Origin of the sequence: Qipengyuania sp. (assembly GCF_048550555.1) — a bacterium.
Taxonomy (GTDB): domain Bacteria; phylum Pseudomonadota; class Alphaproteobacteria; order Sphingomonadales; family Sphingomonadaceae; genus Qipengyuania.
In genome coordinates this window covers 41,027-62,868 of record NZ_JBLYYF010000055.1, presented here as the reverse complement: position 1 = coordinate 62,868, position 21,842 = coordinate 41,027, and the positions used below count along the sequence as shown (strand labels likewise).

At 66.1% G+C, this 21,842-nt stretch carries 21 protein-coding genes and 1 tRNA gene; 6 read left to right on the top strand and 16 right to left on the bottom strand.

Annotated features, from left to right (window positions below):
- The first annotated feature begins 45 nt into the window (after positions 1-45).
- Both rpoZ and ACN4E0_RS14305 read left to right on the top strand, forming a co-directional pair.
- Positions 46-390, top strand: coding sequence for a DNA-directed RNA polymerase subunit omega (rpoZ, locus tag ACN4E0_RS14310; protein WP_419568928.1), 345 nt, complete (start codon positions 46-48; stop codon positions 388-390).
- Between the two features lie 106 nt (positions 391-496).
- A complete protein-coding gene (locus ACN4E0_RS14305) occupies positions 497-1,582 on the top strand; it encodes a DUF3667 domain-containing protein (RefSeq protein WP_419568926.1) in 1,086 nt (361 codons plus the stop codon).
- A 5-nt stretch (positions 1,583-1,587) separates the two neighbouring features.
- Here ACN4E0_RS14305 and ACN4E0_RS14300 read toward each other — a convergent pair whose 3' ends face one another.
- The 14 genes from ACN4E0_RS14300 to ACN4E0_RS14235 form a co-directional block, all read right to left on the bottom strand.
- A complete protein-coding gene (locus ACN4E0_RS14300) occupies positions 1,588-2,496 on the bottom strand; it encodes an aspartyl protease family protein (protein WP_419568925.1) in 909 nt (302 codons plus the stop codon).
- Between the two features lie 63 nt (positions 2,497-2,559).
- Positions 2,560-4,518: an ATP-dependent zinc metalloprotease FtsH gene (gene ftsH / locus ACN4E0_RS14295; protein ID WP_419568923.1), complete on the bottom strand. Its 1,959-nt coding sequence runs from the start codon at positions 4,516-4,518 to the stop codon at positions 2,560-2,562.
- Between the two features lie 80 nt (positions 4,519-4,598).
- Positions 4,599-5,570 carry a HupE/UreJ family protein gene (locus tag ACN4E0_RS14290; RefSeq protein WP_419568921.1) on the bottom strand — a complete coding sequence of 324 codons (972 nt, stop codon included), beginning with the start codon at positions 5,568-5,570 and terminating at the stop codon, positions 4,599-4,601.
- Positions 5,567-6,352: a peptidyl-prolyl cis-trans isomerase gene (locus tag ACN4E0_RS14285; protein ID WP_419568919.1), complete on the bottom strand. Its 786-nt coding sequence runs from the start codon at positions 6,350-6,352 to the stop codon at positions 5,567-5,569. Before ACN4E0_RS14285 ends, ACN4E0_RS14290 begins: the two co-directional genes overlap by 4 nt.
- Positions 6,349-8,292: a DUF3604 domain-containing protein gene (locus tag ACN4E0_RS14280; protein ID WP_419568917.1), complete on the bottom strand. Its 1,944-nt coding sequence runs from the start codon at positions 8,290-8,292 to the stop codon at positions 6,349-6,351. The genes ACN4E0_RS14285 and ACN4E0_RS14280 overlap by 4 nt, the downstream gene beginning before the upstream one ends.
- Before the next feature lie 70 nt (positions 8,293-8,362).
- Positions 8,363-8,992, bottom strand: a complete 630-nt coding sequence (locus ACN4E0_RS14275; protein ID WP_419568916.1) for an exopolysaccharide biosynthesis protein — start codon at positions 8,990-8,992, stop codon at positions 8,363-8,365.
- Between the two features lie 54 nt (positions 8,993-9,046).
- On the bottom strand, positions 9,047-9,499 hold the full coding sequence (locus ACN4E0_RS14270) for a MaoC family dehydratase (RefSeq protein WP_419568914.1): 453 nt from the start codon (positions 9,497-9,499) through the stop codon (positions 9,047-9,049).
- Positions 9,499-10,917, bottom strand: coding sequence for an aldehyde dehydrogenase family protein (locus ACN4E0_RS14265; protein WP_419568912.1), 1,419 nt, complete (start codon positions 10,915-10,917; stop codon positions 9,499-9,501). The genes ACN4E0_RS14270 and ACN4E0_RS14265 overlap by 1 nt, the downstream gene beginning before the upstream one ends.
- 25 nt (positions 10,918-10,942) lie before the next feature.
- Positions 10,943-12,022: a CaiB/BaiF CoA transferase family protein gene (locus ACN4E0_RS14260; RefSeq protein ID WP_419568910.1), complete on the bottom strand. Its 1,080-nt coding sequence runs from the start codon at positions 12,020-12,022 to the stop codon at positions 10,943-10,945.
- Positions 12,023-12,034: 12 nt separating this feature from the next.
- A complete protein-coding gene (locus tag ACN4E0_RS14255) occupies positions 12,035-13,201 on the bottom strand; it encodes an acyl-CoA dehydrogenase family protein (protein WP_419568908.1) in 1,167 nt (388 codons plus the stop codon).
- A gap of 100 nt (positions 13,202-13,301) precedes the next feature.
- Positions 13,302-14,003: a CPBP family intramembrane glutamic endopeptidase gene (locus ACN4E0_RS14250; RefSeq protein ID WP_419568906.1), complete on the bottom strand. Its 702-nt coding sequence runs from the start codon at positions 14,001-14,003 to the stop codon at positions 13,302-13,304.
- Positions 14,004-14,220: 217 nt separating this feature from the next.
- Entirely contained in the window at positions 14,221-14,796 is a 576-nt protein-coding gene (locus tag ACN4E0_RS14245; protein WP_419568904.1) for a hypothetical protein, read from the bottom strand.
- The gene (locus ACN4E0_RS14240) at positions 14,793-15,161 is read right to left on the bottom strand and encodes a PadR family transcriptional regulator (protein WP_419568903.1); all 369 of its coding nucleotides are present in this window, start codon (positions 15,159-15,161) and stop codon (positions 14,793-14,795) included. The genes ACN4E0_RS14245 and ACN4E0_RS14240 overlap by 4 nt, the downstream gene beginning before the upstream one ends.
- A gap of 98 nt (positions 15,162-15,259) precedes the next feature.
- Positions 15,260-15,333: transfer RNA gene (locus tag ACN4E0_RS14235), tRNA-Gln, on the bottom strand.
- Between the two features lie 188 nt (positions 15,334-15,521).
- Between ACN4E0_RS14235 and ACN4E0_RS14230 the strand changes: the two genes are divergently transcribed.
- Positions 15,522-16,739, top strand: coding sequence for a Ppx/GppA phosphatase family protein (locus ACN4E0_RS14230; protein ID WP_419568901.1), 1,218 nt, complete (start codon positions 15,522-15,524; stop codon positions 16,737-16,739).
- 102 nt (positions 16,740-16,841) lie between these two features.
- The gene (locus ACN4E0_RS14225; RefSeq protein ID WP_419568900.1) at positions 16,842-17,501 is read left to right on the top strand and encodes an RlmE family RNA methyltransferase; all 660 of its coding nucleotides are present in this window, start codon (positions 16,842-16,844) and stop codon (positions 17,499-17,501) included.
- Between the two features lie 69 nt (positions 17,502-17,570).
- On the opposite strand, the gene ACN4E0_RS14220 is transcribed toward ACN4E0_RS14225, so the two are convergent.
- Positions 17,571-18,275 carry a c-type cytochrome gene (locus ACN4E0_RS14220; protein ID WP_419568899.1) on the bottom strand — a complete coding sequence of 235 codons (705 nt, stop codon included), beginning with the start codon at positions 18,273-18,275 and terminating at the stop codon, positions 17,571-17,573.
- Between the two features lie 136 nt (positions 18,276-18,411).
- On the opposite strand from ACN4E0_RS14220, the gene ACN4E0_RS14215 reads away from it, so the two are divergent.
- Positions 18,412-19,305, top strand: a complete 894-nt coding sequence (locus ACN4E0_RS14215) for a prephenate dehydratase (protein ID WP_419568897.1) — start codon at positions 18,412-18,414, stop codon at positions 19,303-19,305.
- A gap of 39 nt (positions 19,306-19,344) precedes the next feature.
- Here ACN4E0_RS14215 and ACN4E0_RS14210 read toward each other — a convergent pair whose 3' ends face one another.
- Complete coding sequence (locus tag ACN4E0_RS14210; RefSeq protein ID WP_419568896.1) at positions 19,345-20,445, bottom strand: isoaspartyl peptidase/L-asparaginase family protein; 1,101 nt, start codon at positions 20,443-20,445, stop codon at positions 19,345-19,347.
- Between the two features lie 111 nt (positions 20,446-20,556).
- Between ACN4E0_RS14210 and ACN4E0_RS14205 the strand changes: the two genes are divergently transcribed.
- A complete protein-coding gene (locus ACN4E0_RS14205) occupies positions 20,557-21,801 on the top strand; it encodes a mechanosensitive ion channel (protein WP_419568895.1) in 1,245 nt (414 codons plus the stop codon).
- Positions 21,802-21,842 lie beyond the last annotated feature (41 nt).

The window sequence follows — 21,842 nt, the reverse complement described above, 5'->3', positions numbered from 1 at the left end:
GTGGCGCGCTTTCCCGGAATCACTTGATTTGCATCGGAGTGCCCCATGGCGCGCGTTACCGTCGAAGACTGCGTAGACAAGGTCCCCAACCGTTTCGATCTCGTCCTGCTGGCTGCCCAGCGGGCGCGCGAGATTTCGGGCGGTGCGGAGCTGACGCTCGATCGCGATCGCGACAAGAACCCGGTCGTCGCGCTGCGCGAGATCGCGGAGCAGACGGTCAAGCCCAAGGAGCTGCACGAAGCCGCGGTTACCAATCTGCAAAAGATCCTGCCCGACGACGACGATGAGATGGATGAAGTCGGCTCGCTCAGCCAGTCGGCCGAAGCGCTGCGGATCACCGCATCGGCCCCGACCCGCTCGACCTCGATCGGCGCCGATTACGACGGCTAAGTCGTTCCGACAGCCAGGAAAATGCGAGAAGGCCGCCCATCGGGCGGCCTTTTTGCGTTGCAGCCCCCCTGTCTCCGGCTCTAATCGATAGGCGACAGGAGGGATCATGAGCGATTTTGGCGAGGCGCTGGGTACCGCGGCGGAGGGTGGGCTGTTCGCCAGGGCGGTCGGGCGTGGCAAGTCCGTCACGCCCGAGGGCATCCCGCTCGAGCGTGGCCATTTCGCGGAGGGAGCCTGCCTCAACTGCGGCACCCAGCTGATCGGCGAGCACTGCCACAGTTGCGGCCAGAAGGCCCATCTCCACCGTACTCTGGCCGCCTTCGGGCACGATCTCCTCCACGGCGCGCTGCATCTCGACGGCAAGACCTGGAAGACGCTGCCGCTCCTGGCGCTCAGGCCCGGCCAGCTGACGCGCCGCTATATCGAGGGTGAGCGTGCGCGTTTCGTCAGCCCGATGGCGCTGTTCCTGTTCTCGATCTTCCTGATGTTCGCTGTGTTCCAGGCAGTGGGCCTGAGTGCCCCGACCGATATCAAGACCTCCGACGGCCTGCGTGCGGACATGGAGCAGGTGCAGCAGAAGGCGCTCGACAAGGTCACCGCACAGGAGGCCCGCGTCGAGGAGATGGCTAAGGACGACGAGGACTACGCCAAGCAGGTCGAGCGGCTCGGCAACTACCGCGAGGAACTCGACGGGATCAAGAAAGCGCAGGCGCTCGTCGCGGGAAACAACTCCTCACCGGGATACACCGTGAGCACGATCGGCGTGCCCTTCATCGACCACGCGCTGGAAAAGTGGCGCACCAACCCCGGGCTGATGCTCTACAAGCTGCAGTCGAACAGCTACAAGTTCAGCTGGCTGCTGATCCCGCTGTCGGTCCCCTTCATGTGGCTGCTGTTCTTCTGGAAGCGTCGCTTCCGCGCCTATGATCACGCGATCTTCGTCACCAATTCGATCGCCTTCATGTCGCTGCTGTTCATCGCCATCTCGGTGGCTGTGAAACTCGGTGCCAGCGAGGCGGTCTGGGCGTCGATGCTTGGGCTGATCCCGCCGATCCACATCTACAAGCAGTTGCGCGGCGCCTATGGCCTGTCGCGCTTCTCCGCCTTCTGGCGCCTGTGCGTGCTCAGCGTGTTCATCTCCATCGTGCTGAGCCTGTTCCTCCAGCTGCTGCTGATCCTCGGCGCGTTCTGAAGCGCCTAGGGCGCCGCAGGCGGGCATAGCGCCAGCGTCTTGTGACGCTGGTCGATCAGCAGGACGTGGTCCTGCAGCGCATGCGCGCCGACGAGCACCTCGGGATACTCCACGACCACCCGCACCGGAACGTCTTCGAGCCGCGCACCGCCGATCTGTACCGGTCCGGCGAGCTGCGCCTTGGAGGATGCTATCCTGGTATTGGTGAGACTGGCGTCGCCAGCAGGGGTCAGGGTCGTTCCCTCGACTTCGTCATAGACCGGGCCGGGCAGGACCAGCGTAACATTGGCTCCGGTATCGACATTGCCCGTCGTCTCGAAATCGCCCAGCGTCACGGGGACGCGAAAGGCACGTTCATAGGTCATCGCACCCGCTTGCGAGGCGCGCATTTCCCGGCTGCGGTAGAAGTTCAGTCGCTCCGCCGAAAAATCGATCGCCAGGAGGCCATCGGCAAAGAATTCGCGACCGAGTATGCCCGAGAAAGCGGATTCGGCGGACATCCTGCTGCGATAGTCGCGCGCGATAAGCGAGACATCGTGCCGTTCGAGCGCGCCAAGCGCCAGGCTGGCTATCCGTACCCTGTCGACCACCGCGCTGCTGACCCCGTCGGAAGTCTCGTCCTCGCCATCCGGCGGCAGGGTCAGCTCCTCGACCAGGCTTGCATCGGCACGGCCCACGCCGCTGGCACCGGTATCGAGCGCGAAGACGTAAGGCCCGGCGCCATTGACCATCGCTTCGAGGTATATCCTCCCGTCGATCGTACGGAAGGGCAGGCTGACCAGAGCCTCCGACGGTGCTTCGACTGCAAGTGCGCAGGCACCGTCGTCTGCAGCCGAAGAAGCGGATGCCGGCGTCGAAGCGAGCGGCAGCGCGCAGGCAGCCATGGCAGATGCGAAGTAGCGGGTAACGAACAAGAACGACCTCCCTTAGTGTATTAGTCCTCTAATACACTAAGGGAGGGAGAGGTCAACTCGAGGTCAGGCGCCTTGCGGCGCGGCACCTCCGCCGAGCTTGCGGCCGGCCTTGGGTACGGCGACGCCGCCGACTGGCTTGACTGCGACCGGGCCCGTGGGTTCGTCGGGCCGGTCGATCTTGCCGTCCTTCATCAACTGGTCGATTTCCTCGCCGGTCAGCGTCTCGTATTCGAGCATTGCCTGAGCGAGGAGGTGGAGCTTGTCTTCCTGGCTGGAGAGGATTTCCTGAGCGCGCTTGAGACCGCCTTCGACCAGCGCCTTGATCTCGGCGTCGATCAGCTTGTTGGTCTCCGCGCCCGCCATGGTGCGCTGGGTCCCGCTCATGCCGAGATAGCCTTCCTGGCTCGCTTCGTACTGCAGTGGGCCGAGCTTGTCGGACATGCCCCATTTGGTGACCATGTTCTTGGCAAGGTCGGTGGCGTATTGAATGTCGCCCGACGCCCCGCTCGAGACCTTGTCGTGCCCGAAGATGATTTCCTCGGCCACGCGCCCGCCCATGGCGACCGCGAGGTTCGCGTGCATCTTGTCGCGGTGGTAGGAATAGCTGTCACGCTCGGGCAGGCGCATCACCATGCCCAGCGCGCGGCCGCGGGGGATGATCGTCGCCTTGTGGATCGGGTCCGATGCCGGCTCGTTGAGGCTGACCAGTGCATGGCCGGCCTCGTGATAGGCGGTCATCTTCTTCTCGTCCTCGGTCATCACCATGCTGCGCCGTTCGGCGCCCATCATGACCTTGTCCTTGGCGTCCTCGAACTCCTGCATCGCGACGAGGCGCTTGTTACGGCGCGCCGCCAGCAGGGCGGCTTCGTTGACGAGGTTGGCGAGGTCCGCACCCGAGAAACCCGGCGTGCCGCGCGCGATGGTGCGCGGGTTTACGTCGGGCGCCAGCGGAACCTTCTTCATGTGCACGGCGAGGATCTTCTCGCGCCCGTCGATGTCGGGCACGGGCACGACGACCTGGCGGTCGAAGCGGCCGGGGCGCAGCAGCGCAGGGTCGAGCACGTCGGGCCGGTTGGTCGCCGCGATGATGATGATGCCTTCATTGGCCTCGAAGCCGTCCATCTCGACCAGCAGCTGGTTCAGCGTCTGCTCGCGCTCGTCGTTCGAATTGCCGAGGCCGTGACCCCGGCTGCGACCGACCGCGTCGATTTCATCGATGAACAGGATGCAGGGAGCATTCTTCTTCGCCTGTTCGAACATGTCGCGCACGCGGCTCGCGCCGACGCCGACGAACATCTCGACGAAGTCCGAACCCGAAATGGTGAAGAAGGGCACGCCCGCCTCGCCCGCGATGGCGCGCGCGAGCAGCGTCTTGCCGGTGCCGGGGCTGCCGACCAGCAGCGCGCCCTTGGGAATCTGGCCGCCGAGCTTGGAGAAGCGCTGCGGATCCTTGAGGAATTCGACGATCTCCTCGAGCTCCTCGCGCGCCTCGTCGATCCCGGCGACGTCGGCGAAGGTGACCTTGCCCTGGCGTTCGGTGAGCAGCTTGGCCTTGGACTTGCCGAAGCCCATCGCCCCGCCGGCACCGCCGCCCTTCTGCACCTGGCGCAGCGCGAAGAAGGCGATGCCGAGGATCAATACGAAGGGCAGGATCTGGATCAGTGCGTATAGCAGGATATTGCCGCTATCGGCTTCGACCCCCGAGTAGCGCACGCCGTTGTTTTCGAGCAGCTGCGGCAGCGAAGTGTCGTTGGCGACGGGGATGGTCGAGAACTTCTCGCCATTCTTCATCTCGCCGACGATCTGCTTTTCGGAGATCTGGACCGTCGCTACCGAGCCTTCGGCGACCTTGTCGCGGAAGTCCGAATAGAGGATCTGCGCGCCGCCGCCGCTCGAACTTCCCCCGAAGAAGGAGACGACCAGCAGCAGGGCGAGGAAGATGCCGCCCCACACCATCAGGCTCTTCACCCAGGGGTTGGGCCCGTTGCCCTCGGGCTCGGGCTGGGAATTCTGATCGCTCATGCACGGGATCCTTTCATGACCAATTATGTAGGATGCCGGGGGTGAATGGCAAGTTGACCCGGTGACCGGAAATTCCGCACTCAGGCAAGCAGGCGGTCGATCAGCCAGTAGGCGCCGACGATCCCGACCGGGTAGGAAGACAGCCGCAGGGCGCGGGTCTCGTCCTGCGGCCGCAGCCGCCGCAGCAATCCGAGCAGCGCCAGCACGGCGCAGATGACCAGCAGCTGCCCCGCCTCCACCCCGAGATTGAAGCTCACCAGCGCCGCCGGCACCTCGCCTTCGGGCAGGCCGATCTCGCGCAGCGCGCCGGCAAAGCCGAAGCCGTGGAGCAGGCCGAAGGCGAAGGCGACCAGCCACGGCAACCGCTGCGTTACCGTATCGCGGCTTCCGCGCCCGATCTCGACCGCGAGGAACACGATCGACAGCGCGATCAGCGCCTCGACGAGATCCTGCCGGATCCCGGCGAAGCCGAGCGTGACCGCCGCGAGCGTCAGCGAATGCGCGAGCGTGAAGGCCGTGGCCGCCTTCACCACCGGCCAGGGGCGCGCGACCAGCAGGACCAGCGCGATGACGAAGAGCAAATGGTCCCAGCCCGACAGGATATGGGCGACACCGATGGCGAAATAGCTGCGCCAGACCTGCAGCGACGAAGGCCTCGCCGCAATCACGGCGGAAGGCTGTTCGGGGGTCAAGCGATAGACCTGCACGCTCCGCCCCAGCGGTGCGACGCGCAGGATCGCATCGCTCTGGCCGACCAGCGCAGGCCAGCCGATGCTCTTGCCCACGATCGGGCCGTCGCAGGCAATTCTTGCATTGCCGCTGACGGACAGGGGCGCGATGCGACGCGCGACTTCGCCAGACAGGCGGCAGGTGTCGGGAAGCTGCGGCATGATGCTGCGATCGTCGCCGGAACTGGCGATCGGCTGCCGCCAGCCGAGCTCCCATTCCGCAGGCGATATCTGCTCGAACTGGATCGCAACGGGCCGCATCTCGTCCGCCCAGGCCGGCCCGGCGAGCGCCAGCAGCCACAGCGCGGCAATCCAGCGAATCATTCGACCTCGACCGAATAGGCCGCGCGCAGCAGCGCATAGGCGCGCTCGCGCCGCGCCGCCGCGGTCGCGCTGCGCCAGTCGGCCTCGACCCGATCGCGAATCTCGGAAAGCGGCGGCACGCGGCCTTCCTCGCGCCGGGTTACGCGGACCAGGTGCCAGCCGTAGCCCGAGGCGAATGGCCCCTGCCATTCGGGGCTCGCCTCGGCGTGGGAGAGCGCATCGGCGAACTCGCGGCCGAAGACCGAGGAGACCTCGCCGAGCGATTTGCGGGTCATGTTGCGCGGCAGGCTGATCGTCTCGCCTTGCGGATCGGACGCACGCAAGGCTGCCCGCGCGGCGTCCCGTGTGGTGAAATAGACCTGCGCGAAGCTCACCAGCCCGCCGCGCTCGTAATCGCCCGCATGCTCTGTCCGCCATTGTTCGAGCACCGCATCGGAGGGTTGCGCGATTTCCGCCTCGGCTCCGGCGAGTTCGTCCATCTTGGTCGCCAGCCGCCGCCGGACCACCGCGTCGCCCTCGTCGAGCCCCAGCCGCAAGGCTTCGCGATAGAGCACTTCCTCGCGCACCCAGCGCGCGATCGCGGCGTCCATCTCGGCATCGGTCGGCGGGCGGCCCATCATCCGCTCGAACCCCAAGGCGATGCCGGCCTGGCGCTCTCGGGTGAGCTCGATCGTCCGGCTCGCGGCATCGACCGGTTCGCCGACCAGCGCGAGGATGCCCCAGATCGCCGCCCCGGCGAGCAGGAAATGCGCGAGCGGATCGCGCAGGAAAGCTGCTGTCATCCCTTGTCCATGATGCGCGGCGCGTCGTCGGGTCCGCGGCGCGGGTGCAGCCAGACCGGCGAGGAATAGGCGCGTTCCTGGATGACATTGGCCTCGACCACCTCGGCCGGCAGGTCGACGCCGAAGCGCTTGGAATCGAACAGCACCCAGCTCGGCGTCGGAATCTCGATCACGCGGACGTAGTAGAAGGCGCGCTGGCCGGGGCGATAGTCGGGATCGCGCCAGGTAGCGCGCAATTCGGCGGCACCGATCGAGTTGGTATAGGTCGCCTCGCGGCGGACCACCGTATCGCCCACCGGGGGCACCTTGCCGCCGACGCGGCGGCGCTTGCCGTCCATGTCCGACCAGGCGACATCATAGATGCGCTCCTGCGCCTTACCGCTCGCATCGACCCAGCCCTTGATCACCTGGACACGGTCGAGATTTGCGCCTTCGGGGTCTTTGAGCGCGGAGATCAGGAACACCGGCGGCTTGCCGGTGTCCTTCAGGTCACCCCCCATCGGCACGCCGCGCGCATAGCCCGCGCGTACCCAGTCGCCGCCCCAGTCGCCATCGGTGAAATCGTGCCCGGCGAAGAGCCGCAGGACCATGCGCGGCCCGGTGGTGGCATAGACCTCGCGCCGCATGAAGGCATCGAAGATCTCGGCCCGCGTGTTGCCGCGTGCCCAGGCGGCCGCATAGCCCCCAGCGAGATAGTGCCAGCCGAAGCGTCCCTGCCGCGTGCCGAGGTTCTGGCTCTCCATCGCCCGCCCCTTGCGCGGTTCGACGCCGGTGTGCTTGCCAAAGAAATTGTCCTCGTCGCCGGACGCAAGCGCGGTGTGGCTGTCGGTCGAACCGATCAGCCCGAAGGCATAGGGATTCACACCCATGCGCTGTTCGAGCGTCAGGCCGCGCATGAGTGCGCTGCGGACATAGCTGCCGGCATACATGTCGGGCGTCGTCTCTTGCGTCAGCGGGAGATTGCCGAGTTCCCAGCCCGCCACCCCGAAGGCGGCGAATTCGTCATTGGGCGAAAGGAAGGGATGCGTTTCGCTGTCGCCCTTGATCTGCGTCGCCTCGACCACCGGTTCCCAACGGGCCCGGCGGCGTGCGTAATCGGCACTCATCGGTCCGCCGTCGGGCCCGACGAGATCGAACATCAAGCCGTTGGAGAGGTTGGAATTGTGCGGGATGGCGAGCACGCGCCCGCCGGTGTTGGCCTCGTAGGCCTCCATATAGTCCCACAATTGCTCGGTTTCGGTATCGAGTCCGGGGAAGGGCACGATTTGTCCCGTCTTGGCGCTACCGTCCCTGAACATGACCACGCGGTGGAGGTTGTTGCCGTCGGGCATCAACGTCCATTCGAAGCCGGCAAAGGCGGTGAATTCGCCCGGGCGGTTGTAGCGATCGAGGATGGCGAGGTGGTCGTCCCACAATTCGCGCGTCGCCTTGGCCTGACGCTCCGGATCGCGCAGGGCGGCGGGAATCTTGTCGTTCGCGGCGGCAGTGATCAGTTCGGCCACCGCGCGGGTCGACTGCTCGGGGCTCTCGTGCATCATGTCGTACCAGCGCCGCAGTGTCGGGTCGCGCACGAGCATCCGCGGCGCATCGTAGAGCCGCTTGGTCGCACCCATCGCGTCCGAGTGGTCCGAAATGACGAGGAAATCGAGCGGGCGATCCAGTTGCGCCTCGACTCCGGTAGTCGAGGTGATCTTGTCCCCACGCGCGAATTTCAGCGCATCTTCCGGGCCCAGCCGGACGCCGAAGCCGAAGGCATCGACCGAGATGTCGGTGTGGAGGTGGGTGTCGCCCCAATAGGGTCGGTCCGGAAATTCCGCGAGTTCGATGGTATCGCTGCCATCGCCGCGTTGCGCCTCGGTCGGCGCTCCCTCGCCCGCCAGATCGCAGCCTGCCAGCGCCACAACCGCCAGCGCGACCCAGCTCTTTGTGATCCTCTTCACCGGCACTCCCCTCCCGATTGCCATTTGCAACCGAATGTGCGCCACACCGCGTGACGAGGTCAAGGGTCCCCTAGAAGAAGGGCAGGCCGCTCCCATCGCCGCTACCCGAGGAATTGACATACATGGCGATCCCGATCGCCGTGGCGATGGCGGTGAAGATCAGCGCCCCAAGCACCAGCGCCCCATCGCGGACCGTCAGCGCGAGGCCGAGGATCGCGATGGCGAGCATCGGAATCGAGCTGGCGAAGGGCAGGAACTCGAGCGGGGGAACGGTGCAGCACAAGGCCAGGATCGCCAGTGCGGTTACCTTGATCGCCGGGCCCTGCGTCAGGCCTTCCAGCCGCCCCTCGCTATGGCGGTCGAGAAAGTCGCCCAGCCCGCGCAGCTTGCGCACCGATTTGTGGAGCTTCTTCGATCCCACCGCGCGCTGCTGGACGAATTGCGGCATCCACACGTGCTCGCGTCCGAGGAGCAGCTGGCCGGCGATCAGCGCGATGAACAGCGCGAGCGCGGTAGGCACGCCGGGAATGCCGCCGACGGGAGTTATCTCGAGCAGCGCGGGAATCATGATGAAAGGCCCGAAGCTGCGGCCGCCGAAATCGTCGAGCACGTCGGCCACGCAGACCGTGTCGCCATGCGTGGCGAGCTCGTCGAGCTCGCACAGGACATCGCTCACGCTGGTCGGTTCCTTGTGCGGCACGCCTCTCTCCCTTCGCCACTGAAACGCTTGTTGCGGCAAAAGGTTACCTCCGGCTCAGTCGGGCCTTTTTCTGAGCAGCGCCGAGCGCTCGCAGCGGCACACCACCTCGCCGCGCTGGTTGACCGCTTCGTGGAGGAAGGTGACGATCCCCGCATCGGGGCGCGACTTGCTCTCGCGCAGGGCGATCACCTCGCTCGTCGCGTGCAGCGTGTCGCCGAGGAATACCGGCCTGGGCATGACCAGCTTGTCGTAGCCCAGATTGGCCACCAGCGTGCCGAGCGTGGTGTCGCCGACGCTGAGCCCCACCATCAGCGAGAAGGTGAAGGTCCCGTTGACCAGGATCTGCCCGAATTCGCTCTCCTTCGCCGCTTCCACATCGAGGTGGAGCGGCTGCGGATTGTGCGTCATGGTGGTGAAGAGGAGATTGTCGGTCTCGGTCACCGTGCGGCGGATGTCATGCGTCAGCTTGTCGCCGACCTGCCATTGGTCGAAGAACTTGCCCGCCATCAGCCGTGGCCCATGACCGCTTTCACCTCGAGGAAATCGTGGAAGCCCCACTCCCCCCATTCGCGGCCGTTGCCTGACTTCTTGTAGCCGCCGAAGGCCGCATTCAGGTCGTAGCCGCCGTTGATCGCGACGCGGCCCGCACGGATGCGCTTGGCGAGGCTGCGGGCCAGTTCCATGTCTTCGCCCGTGACAGCGCTGGCGAGACCGTATTCGGTGTCGTTGGCGATGCGGATCGCGTCGTCGTAATCCTCATAACCGAGGATGCAGAGCACCGGACCAAAGATTTCCTCGCGCGCGATGGTCATGTCGTTGGTGACATCGGCGAAGACGGTCGGCTTGACGTAGTGACCGGTCTCGAGCCCCTCGGGTTTGCCCGGGCCACCCGCGACCAGCGTCGCGCCTTCCTCGATGCCCTTTTCGATCAGGCCCTGGATCTTGTCCCACTGCGCACGGCTGACGACCGGGCCGATGGTGGCATTGCCCTTGGGATCGCCGGGGATCACGCCCTCGGCGGCTTCCTTGGCCGCGGCCTTGGCTTCTTCCATCCGCTTGTGCGGCACGAGCATGCGGCTGGGGGCGGTGCAGGTCTGGCCCGAATTGCCCATCATGCCGACGGTGCCCTTGGCGACCGACTGCGCGAAGACGCTGTCGTCGAGCACGATGTTGGGGCTCTTGCCGCCCAGTTCCTGCGCCACGCGCTTGACTGTGTCGGCGGCGTTCTTGGCGATGAGGATGCCCGCCCGGGTCGAGCCGGTGAAGCTGACCATGTCGATATCGGGATGGCCCGAGATCGCCTCGCCCACACCCGGCCCATCACCGTTGACGAGGTTGAAGACACCGGCCGGAGCGCCTGCCGCATCCATGATTTCGGCGAAGATATAGGCATCGAAGGGCGCGATTTCGCTCGGCTTGAGCACCATGGTGCAGCCGGTCGCCAGCGCCGGGAAAACCTTGCAGGCGATCTGGTTGAGCGGCCAGTTCCAGGGGGTGATCATGCCGACCACGCCGATCGGCTCCCACACATGCAGCGTCGGGCCGTCCTGGCGTTCGAAGTCGAAACCTTCGAGGACCTCGATCGCCTTCTGGCAGTGCCCCGCGAGGAGGCCGACATGCGGGCCGTTGGCGAGGCTCATCGGCGCGCCCATCTCGTCGCTGACCGCGGTGGCGAGGTCTTCCTTGCGGTTCTCGATCTCGGCCTGGATCGCGCGCAACAGCGTCAGCCGCTCTTCCTTGCTCGTCTGGCTGAAGCTTTCGAAGGCGCGGCGCGCGGCCGCCACGGCCTTGTCGACATCGGCCCTGGTGCCGAAGCTGATGTGGCCGATGGCTTCCTCGGTCGCAGGATTCTCGACCGGCTGGGTGTTGGCTTCGACCGGATCGACCCACTGGCCGTCGATGTAGAACTTGGTGCATTCGCGCATCTCAATCTCTCCTTTGCGCGCAGCCCTAGCCCTCTTGCTGCCAGCGCGCCACCACCTCTTCGCCGTCCTGAGCGCTGTCGCGAATCGTGTTCGGCGTGCGGTCGAAGCGCGGCGCCGGCGCGGTGTGCCAGCGCCCGTCCTGTTCGACGAAGGCCCCGCGCGCCTTCATGTGCGGATGGTCCTTGGCATGGTCGAGCGGGACGACCGGCGCGAAGCAGGCGTCGGTGCCTTCGAGCAGCTCGCACCATTCGGCCTGCGTCCTGGTGGCGAACAGCGCAGCGAGATCCTCGGCATAGCTGTCCCATTTCGACGGGTCCATCTGCGCCTCCCGCAAATGCTCGGGTGCGTCGGCGCGCTGGAGCAGTTCGGCGTAGAACTGCGGTTCGATCGCCCCGACGCTGACTTCCTTGCCGTCCTTGCAGGTATAGCAGCGGTAGAAATGCGCCGCGCCGCCGAGCAGGCCCGCGCCGCGTTCGACCGTGCGCAGCGCGCTGTGCGGCTGGCCGTAGAAGAAGCTCATCAGGCTGGTGACGCCATCGACGATCGCCGCGTCTACCACCTGCCCCTTGCCCGAGCGTTCGCGCTCGAACAGCGCGGCGAGGATGCCCATCGCGCAATACATCGAGCCGCCGCCGAAATCGCCGACGAGGTTTTGCGGCGGCACCGGCAGTTCTCCGCGCTTGCCGATCGCGTCGAGCGCGCCGGTGATCGCGATATAGTTGAGATCGTGCCCGGCGGCCTGCGCCAGCGGGCCTTCCTGACCCCAGCCGGTCATTCGCGCATAGACGAGCCGCGGATTGGCGGCGAGCATCTCCTCGGGCCCCAGCCCGAGCCGCTCCATCACGCCGGGCCGGAAGCCTTCGACCAGCACATCGGCATGCTTGAGCGCGGTCCTGACGAAGGCCTGCCCGTCCTCGCTCTTGAGATCGACCGCCACCCGGTGCCGGGCGCGTTCGACCACTGCATTCATTGGCTGGTGGCCCGCTCGCTCGATCCGCACCACCTCGGCGCCCATGTCGGCGAGCATCATCGCCACGTGGGGACCCGGGCCGATGCCCTGGAATTCGACGACCTTGAGGCCGGTCAGCGGACCGTTGCTCGACATATTTTTCTCTCCCTAGAAGCTCTTCGGCAGGCCCAGCACATGCGTCGCCACATGGCTGAGGATCAGGTTCGTGCTGATCGGCGCAACCTGGTACAATCGCGTCTCGCGAAACTTGCGTTCGACATCGTATTCCTCGGCGAAGCCGAAGCCGCCATGCGTCTGAATGCACATGTCGGCAGCGAACCAGCTCGCCTCGCTCGCCAGCATCTTGGCCATGTTCGCCTCGGTCCCGGCGGTCTCGCCCGCATCGAACATGCGCGCCGCCTTGGTCACCATCTCGGCCGCCGCGGACAGCTGGACATAGGCGCGCGCGATCGGGAACTGGACGCCCTGGTTCTCGCCGATCGCGCGGCCGAAGACAGAGCGATACTTGGCGTAGGCCGAAGCGCGATCGATGAAGAAGCGCCCGTCGCCGATGCATTCGCTGGCGATCAGGATGCGTTCGGCATTCATGCCCGAAAGGATGTAGCGGAAGCCCTTGCCTTCCTCGCCGATCAGCGCGCTGGCGGGGACGCGGAGGTCATCGAAGAACAGCTCGGTCGTCGCATGGTTGAGCATGGTCCGCACGGGGCGCACGGTGAGCCCGTTGCCGACTGCCTCGCGCATGTCGACCAGCAGCACGCTCATCCCGTCGGACGGTTTGGCGCATTCCTCGCGCGGGGTGGTGCGACAGAGCAGGACCATGAGGTCCGAATGCTCGGCACGGCTGATCCAGATTTTCTGACCGTTGACGACATAGTCGTCGCCATCGCGCCGGGCGAAAGTGGAGATGCGCGTGGTGTCGGTGCCCGCGCCCGGCTCGGTCACGCCGAAGGCCTGAAGCCGCAATTCGCCGCTCGCGATCTTGGGTAGGTAGCGGCGCTTCTGCTCCTCGCTGCCGTGCTTGAGCAGCGTACCCATGGTGTACATCTGCGCATGGCAGGCGCCGCCGTTCGAGCCCGAGCGATGGATTTCCTCGAGCACGGCGCAGGCCGCCTCGAGCCCGAGGCCCGACCCATCGTATTCTTCCGGGATCAGCACCGAGAGAAAGCCCGCCTCGGTCAGCGCGGCGACGAATTCGCTCGGATAGGCGCGCTCGCGATCGAGGCTCTGCCAGTATTCGCCCGGAAAGCGTGCGCACAACCGCCGCACCGCTTCGCGGATTTCCGGAAAGGTCTCGCTCAAATGTCCGTCTCCCATTGCAACCCGTCTGGCGCGGTTGGGAGGTTTTGGCAACGGCTGGGAGGGGAACGGTTGGATCCGCCCCCTCCCATCGTGCAGCGTGGCCGCTGCCGCCTGGCTAGCCGACGGGTTGCTTCTCGTCGCGCGGTCGCACGAAGTGAAGCACGATGGCGGCGAGCCAGATGGCGGCCGTGAAGTGCAGCAGGTTGGCTTCGCTCGACCAGTCGCCTCCCCACAGCTTGGCGTTGAAGGCGATATTGCCGAGTGCGTTGATGAGGCCGTGCATCCAGATCGCGGCCAGCGTGCTGCGGCGCGCGAGCAGCCATATCCGGGTCATCAGCATCGAGAGGCCCATCACGGTCACCGTGTAGGCGGGGAGATAGAAGGCGAAGCTGAGGCCGTCGCGCCATTCGGGCACCATGGCCATCACCGGCAGGTGCCACGCGGACCAAATGACGCCGATCAGCAGCGAAGCCGGGATCTCGCCCATGCGGTCGAGCAGCCGGGGGAGCAGGTAGCCGCGCCAGCCCCCTTCTTCACCCAGGGGCCCCGCGCCCATGATCGCGGTCGCAACGCCGTTGAACACGACCGCGGGGAAAATGGTGGCAAAGAACAGCGCGCTGGGCACACCGTCTTGGGGGACGGGCGCGTAGCCCAGGGCGAGGGTCAGCGCGAGGACGCTGAGAGGAAGCGGGAGAGCGATCGCGGCAACGCCTTTCCATCCCATTCGCCAGCGTGCGAAGCCGCTTAGCCATTCGCGAAGCCGACCCTCGCGTGCGCTGAGGATGGCGCCGGCGATGCCCGGTCCGAAAGAGCCCACGTAGACCGCAATGACAAGCGGCGTGCTCGCAAAGGAAGAGGGTTGCCCCGCCGCCCACCAGGTTGCCAGCCACACGGCCCAGCTAAAGCCGAACGCGATGAAAATGTAGGGCAACAGGATGCAGGATTTTGGGCGCGCGGATGCAGCCCCGGAAGCGAGGGAGGTCATCACAATCCTTTCTTGTATTACAAGGTAATCGGGTAAATCGAGATCACGGTCATGTGCCGTAACGGCGCAACGCGCGCGTGAGGAGAACATAGAGCAGGGCACAGAGCGCCAGCGTCAGCGGGATCGACCATAGACCGAGCAATTCCTCACCTGCCCCGTCGCCGACGATACCGAAGGTCAGCGACCCGTTGGGGCCGCGGATCAGCCCGACATGATCGCTGAAGAATGGTTTGAACAGCGTCATGGCGGCGAAGTTCGCCAGAAGGATATAACCTGCGGCGAACGCAATCGCCGAAAATGCCCTGCGCGAGCCGGACCGGATCGTATGATAGAGACCGCGCGAGATGAGCGCGGGATCGTAGGTTCGCGCGCCGCGTTCGAGCAGCTCGTCGGCCAGCATCGGCCGGAGGAATTCGGACGGCTGGCCGAGCCGCTCGATCGCCCGCTGGATTCGGTCGACTTCGGAACCGGAAGTGTCGCTGGCAAAGCTATCGGCCAGGTGTGCGCGCAAGTCTTCGGAAAGCTCGGCCGCCTCGGGGCCGATCAGGGCCACCATCCGGTCGACCTGGGCGACATAGTCGTTCCACAGTCCTTGGGCTGCGGGATCGCTGAATTCCGGAATCATGATGCGGCTCCCGTCGTTGAAAGAGCTTCCACCGATGCGACCAGCCTCGACCAGCCAACCCTCATCGCCTCGAGCATTCGTCCTCCATGCGGCGTAGTCGAATAATATTTGCGCGGCGCACCGCCTTCGCCCTCGGCAAAACGGGACTGGATCATCCCCTCCTTCGCCATGCGCAGGAGCAGCGGGTAAACGGTGCCCTCGGAGAGCTCCAGGCCGGACCGCTTGGCGATGCCCGTGATCAGCTCGAAGCCGTATTGCTCGCGTTGCGTAAGCGCCAGCAGGATAACCAGCTCGAGCACGCCCTTGCGCAACTGCGTCTCCCAACGAGCCAGCGGTTCTTCAAGGGCAGGAACATCCGAAGCCATGACAGCCTTGTATTACAAGTATCCTTGCAATGCAAGGCTAATTCCGGAGCCTGTTGCCGGGGGGCGAAACCCGGGCAATCGATCGTCGTGGAGGAGAATGGATGCCCCGTGAGGATTCGAACCTCAATTGACGGAGTCAGAGTCCGTAGTCTTACCATTAGACGACGGGGCATCAGCCGACCGGGCGGGCGAGAATCGCGTGACCGCTCCGGATTGGAGGCCGCGCATCTAGTTTCGTCGCCGCGCGAGGTCAACCCCGCGTCTGCTCGCGCCTCTTGCCCCGCCCCCGCTTCGCGGCTAGCGTCGCCGACAAGTCCCCGCGCACAAGGGTTTGCGCGGGAGGAACAAGAAAGCTCTCGCATGGCGGACCATCCTCCGCCGGACACGAAAAGGGGGCACGGGACACAACGGGGCGGCAAGTCCGGCAAGGTAGCCGATTTCCGCTACAAGCGCCCCTCCCGGCCCGATGGCAAGCGCAGCGACCGGCGCAAGGCGTCGCCGCGTGATAGCGCAATTGCACCTCCTTCGAATTCGGTCACGCCCCCGCATGGCGGCCCGCCGCTGCGGCGCCAGGCCTATGCCGCGCTCGATCTCGGCACCAACAACTGCCGCCTGCTGATCGCCCGTCCCTCGGGCGAGAACTTCACCGTCATCGACGCCTTCAGCCGTGTGGTTCGGCTGGGCGAGGGCCTGGCGGTGAGCGGCAAGCTGTCCGACGAAGCGATGGAGCGCACGCTCGCCGCGCTCCATGTCTGCGCCGAGAAGCTGCGTCGCAGGAACGTGCGCCTCGCGCGCTCGGTGGCGACCGAGGCTTGCCGACGGGCCGCCAACGGCCCCGCCTTCATCGAGCGGGTGCGGCGCGAAACCGGCATCATGCTCGACATCATTTCCGCGCAGGAAGAGGCGCGACTGGCCGTGCTGGGGTGCCACATCCTGCTGGAGGATGGCGCGGGACCGGCGATCATCTTCGACATCGGCGGCGGTTCGACCGAGCTCGTGCTGGTCGAGCCGGCCGACAGGGTCCCGCGCATCGTCGACTGGCTCAGCGTTCCCTGGGGCGTGGTCTCGCTGACCGACACGGTCCACGGATCGGACGAGAGCGAGGAGACACGGCTCGACCGCTATGTCGCGATGCGCCGGACCGTCGGGCGCAGCTTCGCCGAATTCGCCGAACGCATCCGCGAGCACACTCATTCGCCCGAGCCGATCCGCCTGCTCGGCACCAGCGGCACGGTGACGACGCTTGCCAGCCTCCATCTCGAACTGCCGCAATACGACCGCCGCGCGGTCGACGGGCTGATCGTGCCCTCGCAATCGATGCGCGACATCTCGCGGCGGCTGTCGCGGATGAGCGCGCCCGACCGCAAGCGGCTTCCCTGCATCGGCGACGACCGCGCGAACCTCGTCATCGCCGGCTGCGCGATCCTCGAATCGATCCTCGACATCTGGCCATCGCAGCAGCTCGGCGTGGCCGACCGGGGCATCCGCGAGGGCATATTGCGCAGCCTGATCGCCGCCGATGCCGAGGGCGAACGCAGCCGCGCGGCGCTCCAGCGAATGCGAGAGCAGGATGTCTGAGTATGTCCTCGTAGGGTGTGGTCGGGACCTCCGTCCCGACCTTCCGGCGCCGACCGCAAGGGAAGCGCCAACGCGCGTCACGCACAAGACGAGGAACAGATAATGTCACGCTCGGGCAAGGACCGCGATACGCGGGTGCGCACCGCGAAGAAGCGCACGGCGAGTTCGACCCGCTGGCTCCAGCGCCAGCTCAACGACCCCTACGTCAAGCAGGCCAAGGCCGAAGGGTATCGCAGCCGGGCGGCCTACAAGCTGATCGAGCTCGACGAGAAATTCGGCCTGCTGAAGGGCGTGACCCGCGTGCTCGATCTCGGAATCGCGCCGGGCGGCTGGAGCCAGGTGGTGCGCAAGCTCAAGCCCAAGGCGCATGTCGTCGGCATCGACCTGCTCGAGGTGGAGCCGATCGAGGGCGTGACCATCTTCCAGATGGACTTCATGGACGACGATGCGCCGCGCGTGCTCGAGGAGGCGCTCGGCGGCAAGGCGGATCTGGTGATGAGCGACATGGCCGCCAACACCGTCGGCCACAAGCAGACCGACCATCTGCGCACCATGGGGCTGGTCGAAGCCGGGGGCTGGTTCGCGGTCGAGAATCTCGCGCCCGGCGGGACCTTCCTCGCCAAGGTCCTCGCCGGCGGAACCGACAGCGACCTGCTCGCGCTGCTCAAGAAGCATTTCAAGACGGTCAAGCACGCCAAGCCGCCCGCGAGCCGCAAGGGCTCGAGCGAATGGTACGTCATCGCGCAGGGCTTCAAGGGGTAGTTCCCCGCACTCATACGAAAAGGGCCCCGCCGCAGCGGAGCCCTTCGAACTTTCCGGATTGAGCGAGCGTCAGGCGCCGGTTTTGGCTCCGCCGTCGGTGCTGGCCGCCGCCCCATCTTCGGCCACCGGCTGGTCGGCACCCATGGCGCGCGCCGCTTCGGCTGCACCGGCTTCGGCACCTTCCACCGGACCCGGCCCCGCGCCCGGCGCATCTGCGCCTTCTGCGGCATCGGCTTCCGGTGCGGCCGGTGCCGGATAGTCGGGGCCCCCGCCATTCGCCTTGAGGAAGGCGATCACATTGGCGCGGTCTTCCGGCTTCGACAGGCCGGCAAAGCTCATCTTCGTGCCATTGGCGAAGCCGCGCGGATTGGCGAGCCAGTGGTCAAGGTTTTCATAGGACCAGTCGCCGCCATGATCGGACAGCGCCGAGCTGTAGGCGAAGCCCGCGGCATGCTTGCCGACCGGCTTGCCGATCACGCCGTAGAGATTGGGACCGATGCCGTCGGCACCGCCCTGATTGGCGGTGTGGCAGGCGGTGCACTTGGCGAAGACCTTCTCGCCAGCCGTGGGGTCCGCCGCAGCGAGCAGCGTACCGAGATCGGGGCCGGCGTCTTCGCCGCCCTCTTCGGCTTCGCCCTGGATGAAGAAACCCGGCTCTTCGACATGCGCATGCTTATCGGCTGCGAAATACATGCCCGAAACGATGGAGCCGCCCAGCGCCACGATCCCGGCGAAAAGGACCCAGCCTGCAGCGGTGTTGAAACGATCGTCCATTGCGTAAAATACCCGGCGAAATTCGGTTGGTCGGATGGTTGCGCGCCGCTCTAGTGCGCACGGCGGGCTTTCGCAAGAGTGCAGGCGGCAATAGCGCTTGATGGCGAAGGAACGCGCCCGTAACGCCCAACGCACCATGCGCCAGTTTGCCAAGCCCGCCCTCGCTCTCGTCGATTCGATGCGCGAAGCCGCCACCCAAGATCCCCCGCGTGCGATCGCGTTCGGCGGCGCGCCGGGATCGAATTCGCACCAGGCGGCGATGCAGTTCGCGCCCGATGCGCTGCCCTTGCCCTGCTTCAGCTTCGAGGACGCGCTCGATGCGGTGAAGAGCGGCGCGGCGGGATGCGCGATGATCCCGATCGAGAATTCGCAGCACGGGCGCGTGGCGGATATCCATTTCCTGCTCCCAGAGAGCGGGCTGTTCATCGTCGCCGAGCATTTCATGCGCATCACGCACTGTCTGATGGCGCTGGGAGAAGGCCCGTTCGAAGCCGCCTACAGCCACCCGCAGGCGCTCGGCCAGTCGCACAAATTCCTCTCCGAGCGGGGCATCGTCGGGCTGAGTCATGCCGATACGGCGGGCGCGGCGGCCTATGTGGCGGAAATGGGCAAGCTGGACGTGGCCGCCATCGCCCCCGCACTCGCCGCCGATCTCTACGGGCTCGAGATCGTCGAGCGCGAGGTCGAGGACGCGCACGACAACACCACCCGCTTCGTTGTGCTCGCCAAGGAAGCGCTCGACCCCACGGCCCTCGACGGGGCGCAAGCGATGACCACCTTCATCTTCGAGGTGAAGAACATCCCCGCCGCGCTCTACAAGGCGCTGGGCTGTTTCGCGACCAACGGCGTCAACATGACCAAGCTCGAAAGCTACCAGAAGGGCGCGAGCTTCGCGGCGACGCAGTTCTTCGCCGATATCGAGGGCGCACCGGGCGAGCCGCGGGTCGACGCCGCACTCGAGGAACTCGCCTTCCAGACCAATGGCGTCCGCCTGCTCGGCAGCTATGCGCAGGCAAGGAAACGCGGATGATCCTCGATCGAGCTACCGCTTCGCTGTTCGAGGCGAGGCCTATTCGTCGGAATAGATCGCCACTTCGTTGACCCCGTCGCTGGTCGCGCGGCCGCGATACATGCCGCTAGTGTTGAAGCTGAAGAGCGCGTGGCCTTCAGGGGTTACGAGGATGATCCCGCCGTCGCCGCCGAGCGCCTTGACCTCGTCCATCACATCGTCGGCGATATCCTGCGTGGTACCATCGGCGAGGCGCTGCATCGGCATGTCCGGCAAGTCGGCATGGTCCGGACTGACGAGCGTGGGAATCCGGTCGGCGGCCAGCGTCGCATCGATGAAGCGCTCCAACCGGAGCCGTGTGCAGATCTCCTGCGCGACGCCGACCCGGATGAAATACTCGCCCCAGCCCGTCGCCGAGATCGCGCAACTGCGGTTGTCGGCATAGGTGCCCGCGCCGATGACCGGCGCATCGCCGATCCGCCCCCAGCGCTTGCCGGTCATGCCGCCGGTCGAAGTGCCCGCAGCCATGTCGCCGTGACTGTCGAGCGCGACCGCGCCGACCGTGCCGAACTTGATATCGACATCGAGCGCGGAGAGCTTTTCCACCTTCATCCGTTCGAGTGCCTCGCGCCGCGCCTCGGTATCGAACCATTCGGGCGGCATGAGTTCGAGCCCCTGTTCGGCGGCGAATGCCTCCGCCCCGTCGCCCGCCAGCATGACGTGCGGGCTGTCCGTCATCACCTTGCGCGCCAGCAGGATCGGGTGGCGGATGCCGGTGACGCCCGCGACCGCGCCGGCCTCGCGCGTGCGCCCGTCCATGATCGAGGAATCGAGCTCGTGCGTCCCGTCCCAGGTGAACACCGCGCCGCGCCCGGCGTTGAACTTCTCGTCGTCCTCGAGCCGCGTGATCACCGCCTCGACCGCATCGAGCGCGACTCCGCCGCCCGCGAGGACCGCCTTGCCCGCATCGAGCGCCTGCTGCAGCGCCGCGCGATAGGCCGCGTCCTGCTCAGGCGTCATGTTCTCGCGCGCGATCGTGCCGGCACCGCCATGGATGGCGATCGACCAGCGCGGCTCGGCCTCCTGTGCCGCGGCGGGCACGGCGAAAGCGACGCAAAGCGCGGCCAGCGCGCGAACGATGGGTGCTGAAAATCCTCTCATTCGAAGGCGATAGCACACAGACTTATCCACTTCACGCGGGAATGCATTTTGTAGATTTCCGACACGCATGATAGCCCTGACGCTACGGAAACCAATTGGGGGAGAGGTTTCATGATTTTCGACCGCTATCGTTTCGACGAACAGCTGGCGATGGACTTGGGGGAGAAGATTCTCTTTGCCGTCGTCGCGCTGGTCGTCACCTGGCTCGCGGCGAAGGCCGCCAAATGGGCCTTCGCCAAACTCGTCGACACCGTCGATTTCTTCAAACGCGGGACCGGCAGCGGGCAGTCGCTGGGCGAGTCCCTGGGCAAGATCGTGTCCCTGCTGATCTGGCTGTTCGGCCTGCTGATCGTACTCAACGTGCTTGAGCTTGGCGGGGTCGCCGGGCCGATCGACAGCCTGCTCGAAAACGTCGTCGGCTTCCTGCCCAACCTGCTGTGGGCCGGCCTGATCTTCTTCATCGGCATGATGGTGGCGCGGATTGCCCGCGATCTCGTGGTCACGACGCTGCAGACGGTCGATTTCGACAAATGGGCCAATCGCGGCGGGGTCGACAATGTCACCGGCAACACCGCGATCAGCCGGACCATCGGCACGATCGTCTACGTCCTGATCGCGATACCGGTGGCGATAGCCGCGCTCGAACAGCTCGGCATCGATTCGATCAGCGGGCCGGCCTCGCGCATGCTGGAGATGATCTTCGCCGCCATTCCGAACATCATCGCCGCCGCGGTGCTGCTCGGCATCGGCTACCTCATCAGCAAGTTCGTGGTCCAGATCGTCAAGGAGATCCTGCCGGGATTAGGCGTCGACCGGGCACTCGAGGAAAGCGGTCTGGTGACCGAGGGGACGACCGCCTCGGGTATCATCGCCCGGGTGGCACAGGTGGCGATCATCCTTTTCTTCGCCATCGCGGCGACACGGCTGCTCGGCTTCCCCGAGCTGACTGCGATCCTCGACCAGCTGCTCGAGCTGGGCGGACGGGTGATCTTCGGCGCGGTGGTGATCGCCTTCGGCTTCCTCATCGCCAATCTGCTCGCCCGGCTCATCGCCGGTGATGCCGGGGGAACCACGGCGGCGACCATCGTCCGCTGGGCGACGATCATCCTGTTCGTCTTCATGGGGCTGCAGTTCACCGGCATCGGCGGGATGATCCCGGCCAATGCGCTGACGATCCTGATCGGTGGCATCGCGGTGGCGGGCGCGCTTGCCTTCGGTCTCGGGGGCCGCGACTGGGCAGCGCGCAAGCTGGAAGAGATGGACAACGATCTGGGCGGGACCGCGAGCGCGCCCAGGCCCCGGCCCAAAGCCAAGGCTGCGCCGATGTCGGATGACCCGCTGCCGCCCGGCAGCTGACACAACAAGCCCTTCGGGAAACGCACATTGGGGCGCGGGAT

Bases quoted from the DNA above. Each gene is read 5' to 3' on its own strand.
- rpoZ (WP_419568928.1), top strand. From the start codon at position 46: ATGGCGCGCGTTACCGTCGAAGACTGCGTAGACAAGGTCCCCAACCGT.
- ACN4E0_RS14305 (WP_419568926.1), top strand. From the start codon at position 497: ATGAGCGATTTTGGCGAGGCGCTGGGTACCGCGGCGGAGGGTGGGCTG.
- ftsH (WP_419568923.1), bottom strand. From the start codon at position 4,518: ATGAGCGATCAGAATTCCCAGCCCGAGCCCGAGGGCAACGGGCCCAAC.
- ACN4E0_RS14290 (WP_419568921.1), bottom strand. From the start codon at position 5,570: ATGATTCGCTGGATTGCCGCGCTGTGGCTGCTGGCGCTCGCCGGGCCG.
- ACN4E0_RS14285 (WP_419568919.1), bottom strand. From the start codon at position 6,352: ATGACAGCAGCTTTCCTGCGCGATCCGCTCGCGCATTTCCTGCTCGCC.
- ACN4E0_RS14270 (WP_419568914.1), bottom strand. From the start codon at position 9,499: ATGGCGGGCAAGTTCTTCGACCAATGGCAGGTCGGCGACAAGCTGACG.
- ACN4E0_RS14265 (WP_419568912.1), bottom strand. From the start codon at position 10,917: ATGCGCGAATGCACCAAGTTCTACATCGACGGCCAGTGGGTCGATCCG.
- ACN4E0_RS14260 (WP_419568910.1), bottom strand. From the start codon at position 12,022: ATGTCGAGCAACGGTCCGCTGACCGGCCTCAAGGTCGTCGAATTCCAG.
- ACN4E0_RS14255 (WP_419568908.1), bottom strand. From the start codon at position 13,201: ATGGGAGACGGACATTTGAGCGAGACCTTTCCGGAAATCCGCGAAGCG.
- ACN4E0_RS14245 (WP_419568904.1), bottom strand. From the start codon at position 14,796: ATGATTCCGGAATTCAGCGATCCCGCAGCCCAAGGACTGTGGAACGAC.
- ACN4E0_RS14240 (WP_419568903.1), bottom strand. From the start codon at position 15,161: ATGGCTTCGGATGTTCCTGCCCTTGAAGAACCGCTGGCTCGTTGGGAG.
- ACN4E0_RS14230 (WP_419568901.1), top strand. From the start codon at position 15,522: ATGGCGGACCATCCTCCGCCGGACACGAAAAGGGGGCACGGGACACAA.
- ACN4E0_RS14225 (WP_419568900.1), top strand. From the start codon at position 16,842: ATGTCACGCTCGGGCAAGGACCGCGATACGCGGGTGCGCACCGCGAAG.
- ACN4E0_RS14220 (WP_419568899.1), bottom strand. From the start codon at position 18,275: ATGGACGATCGTTTCAACACCGCTGCAGGCTGGGTCCTTTTCGCCGGG.
- ACN4E0_RS14215 (WP_419568897.1), top strand. From the start codon at position 18,412: ATGCGCCAGTTTGCCAAGCCCGCCCTCGCTCTCGTCGATTCGATGCGC.
- ACN4E0_RS14210 (WP_419568896.1), bottom strand. From the start codon at position 20,445: ATGAGAGGATTTTCAGCACCCATCGTTCGCGCGCTGGCCGCGCTTTGC.
- ACN4E0_RS14205 (WP_419568895.1), top strand. From the start codon at position 20,557: ATGATTTTCGACCGCTATCGTTTCGACGAACAGCTGGCGATGGACTTG.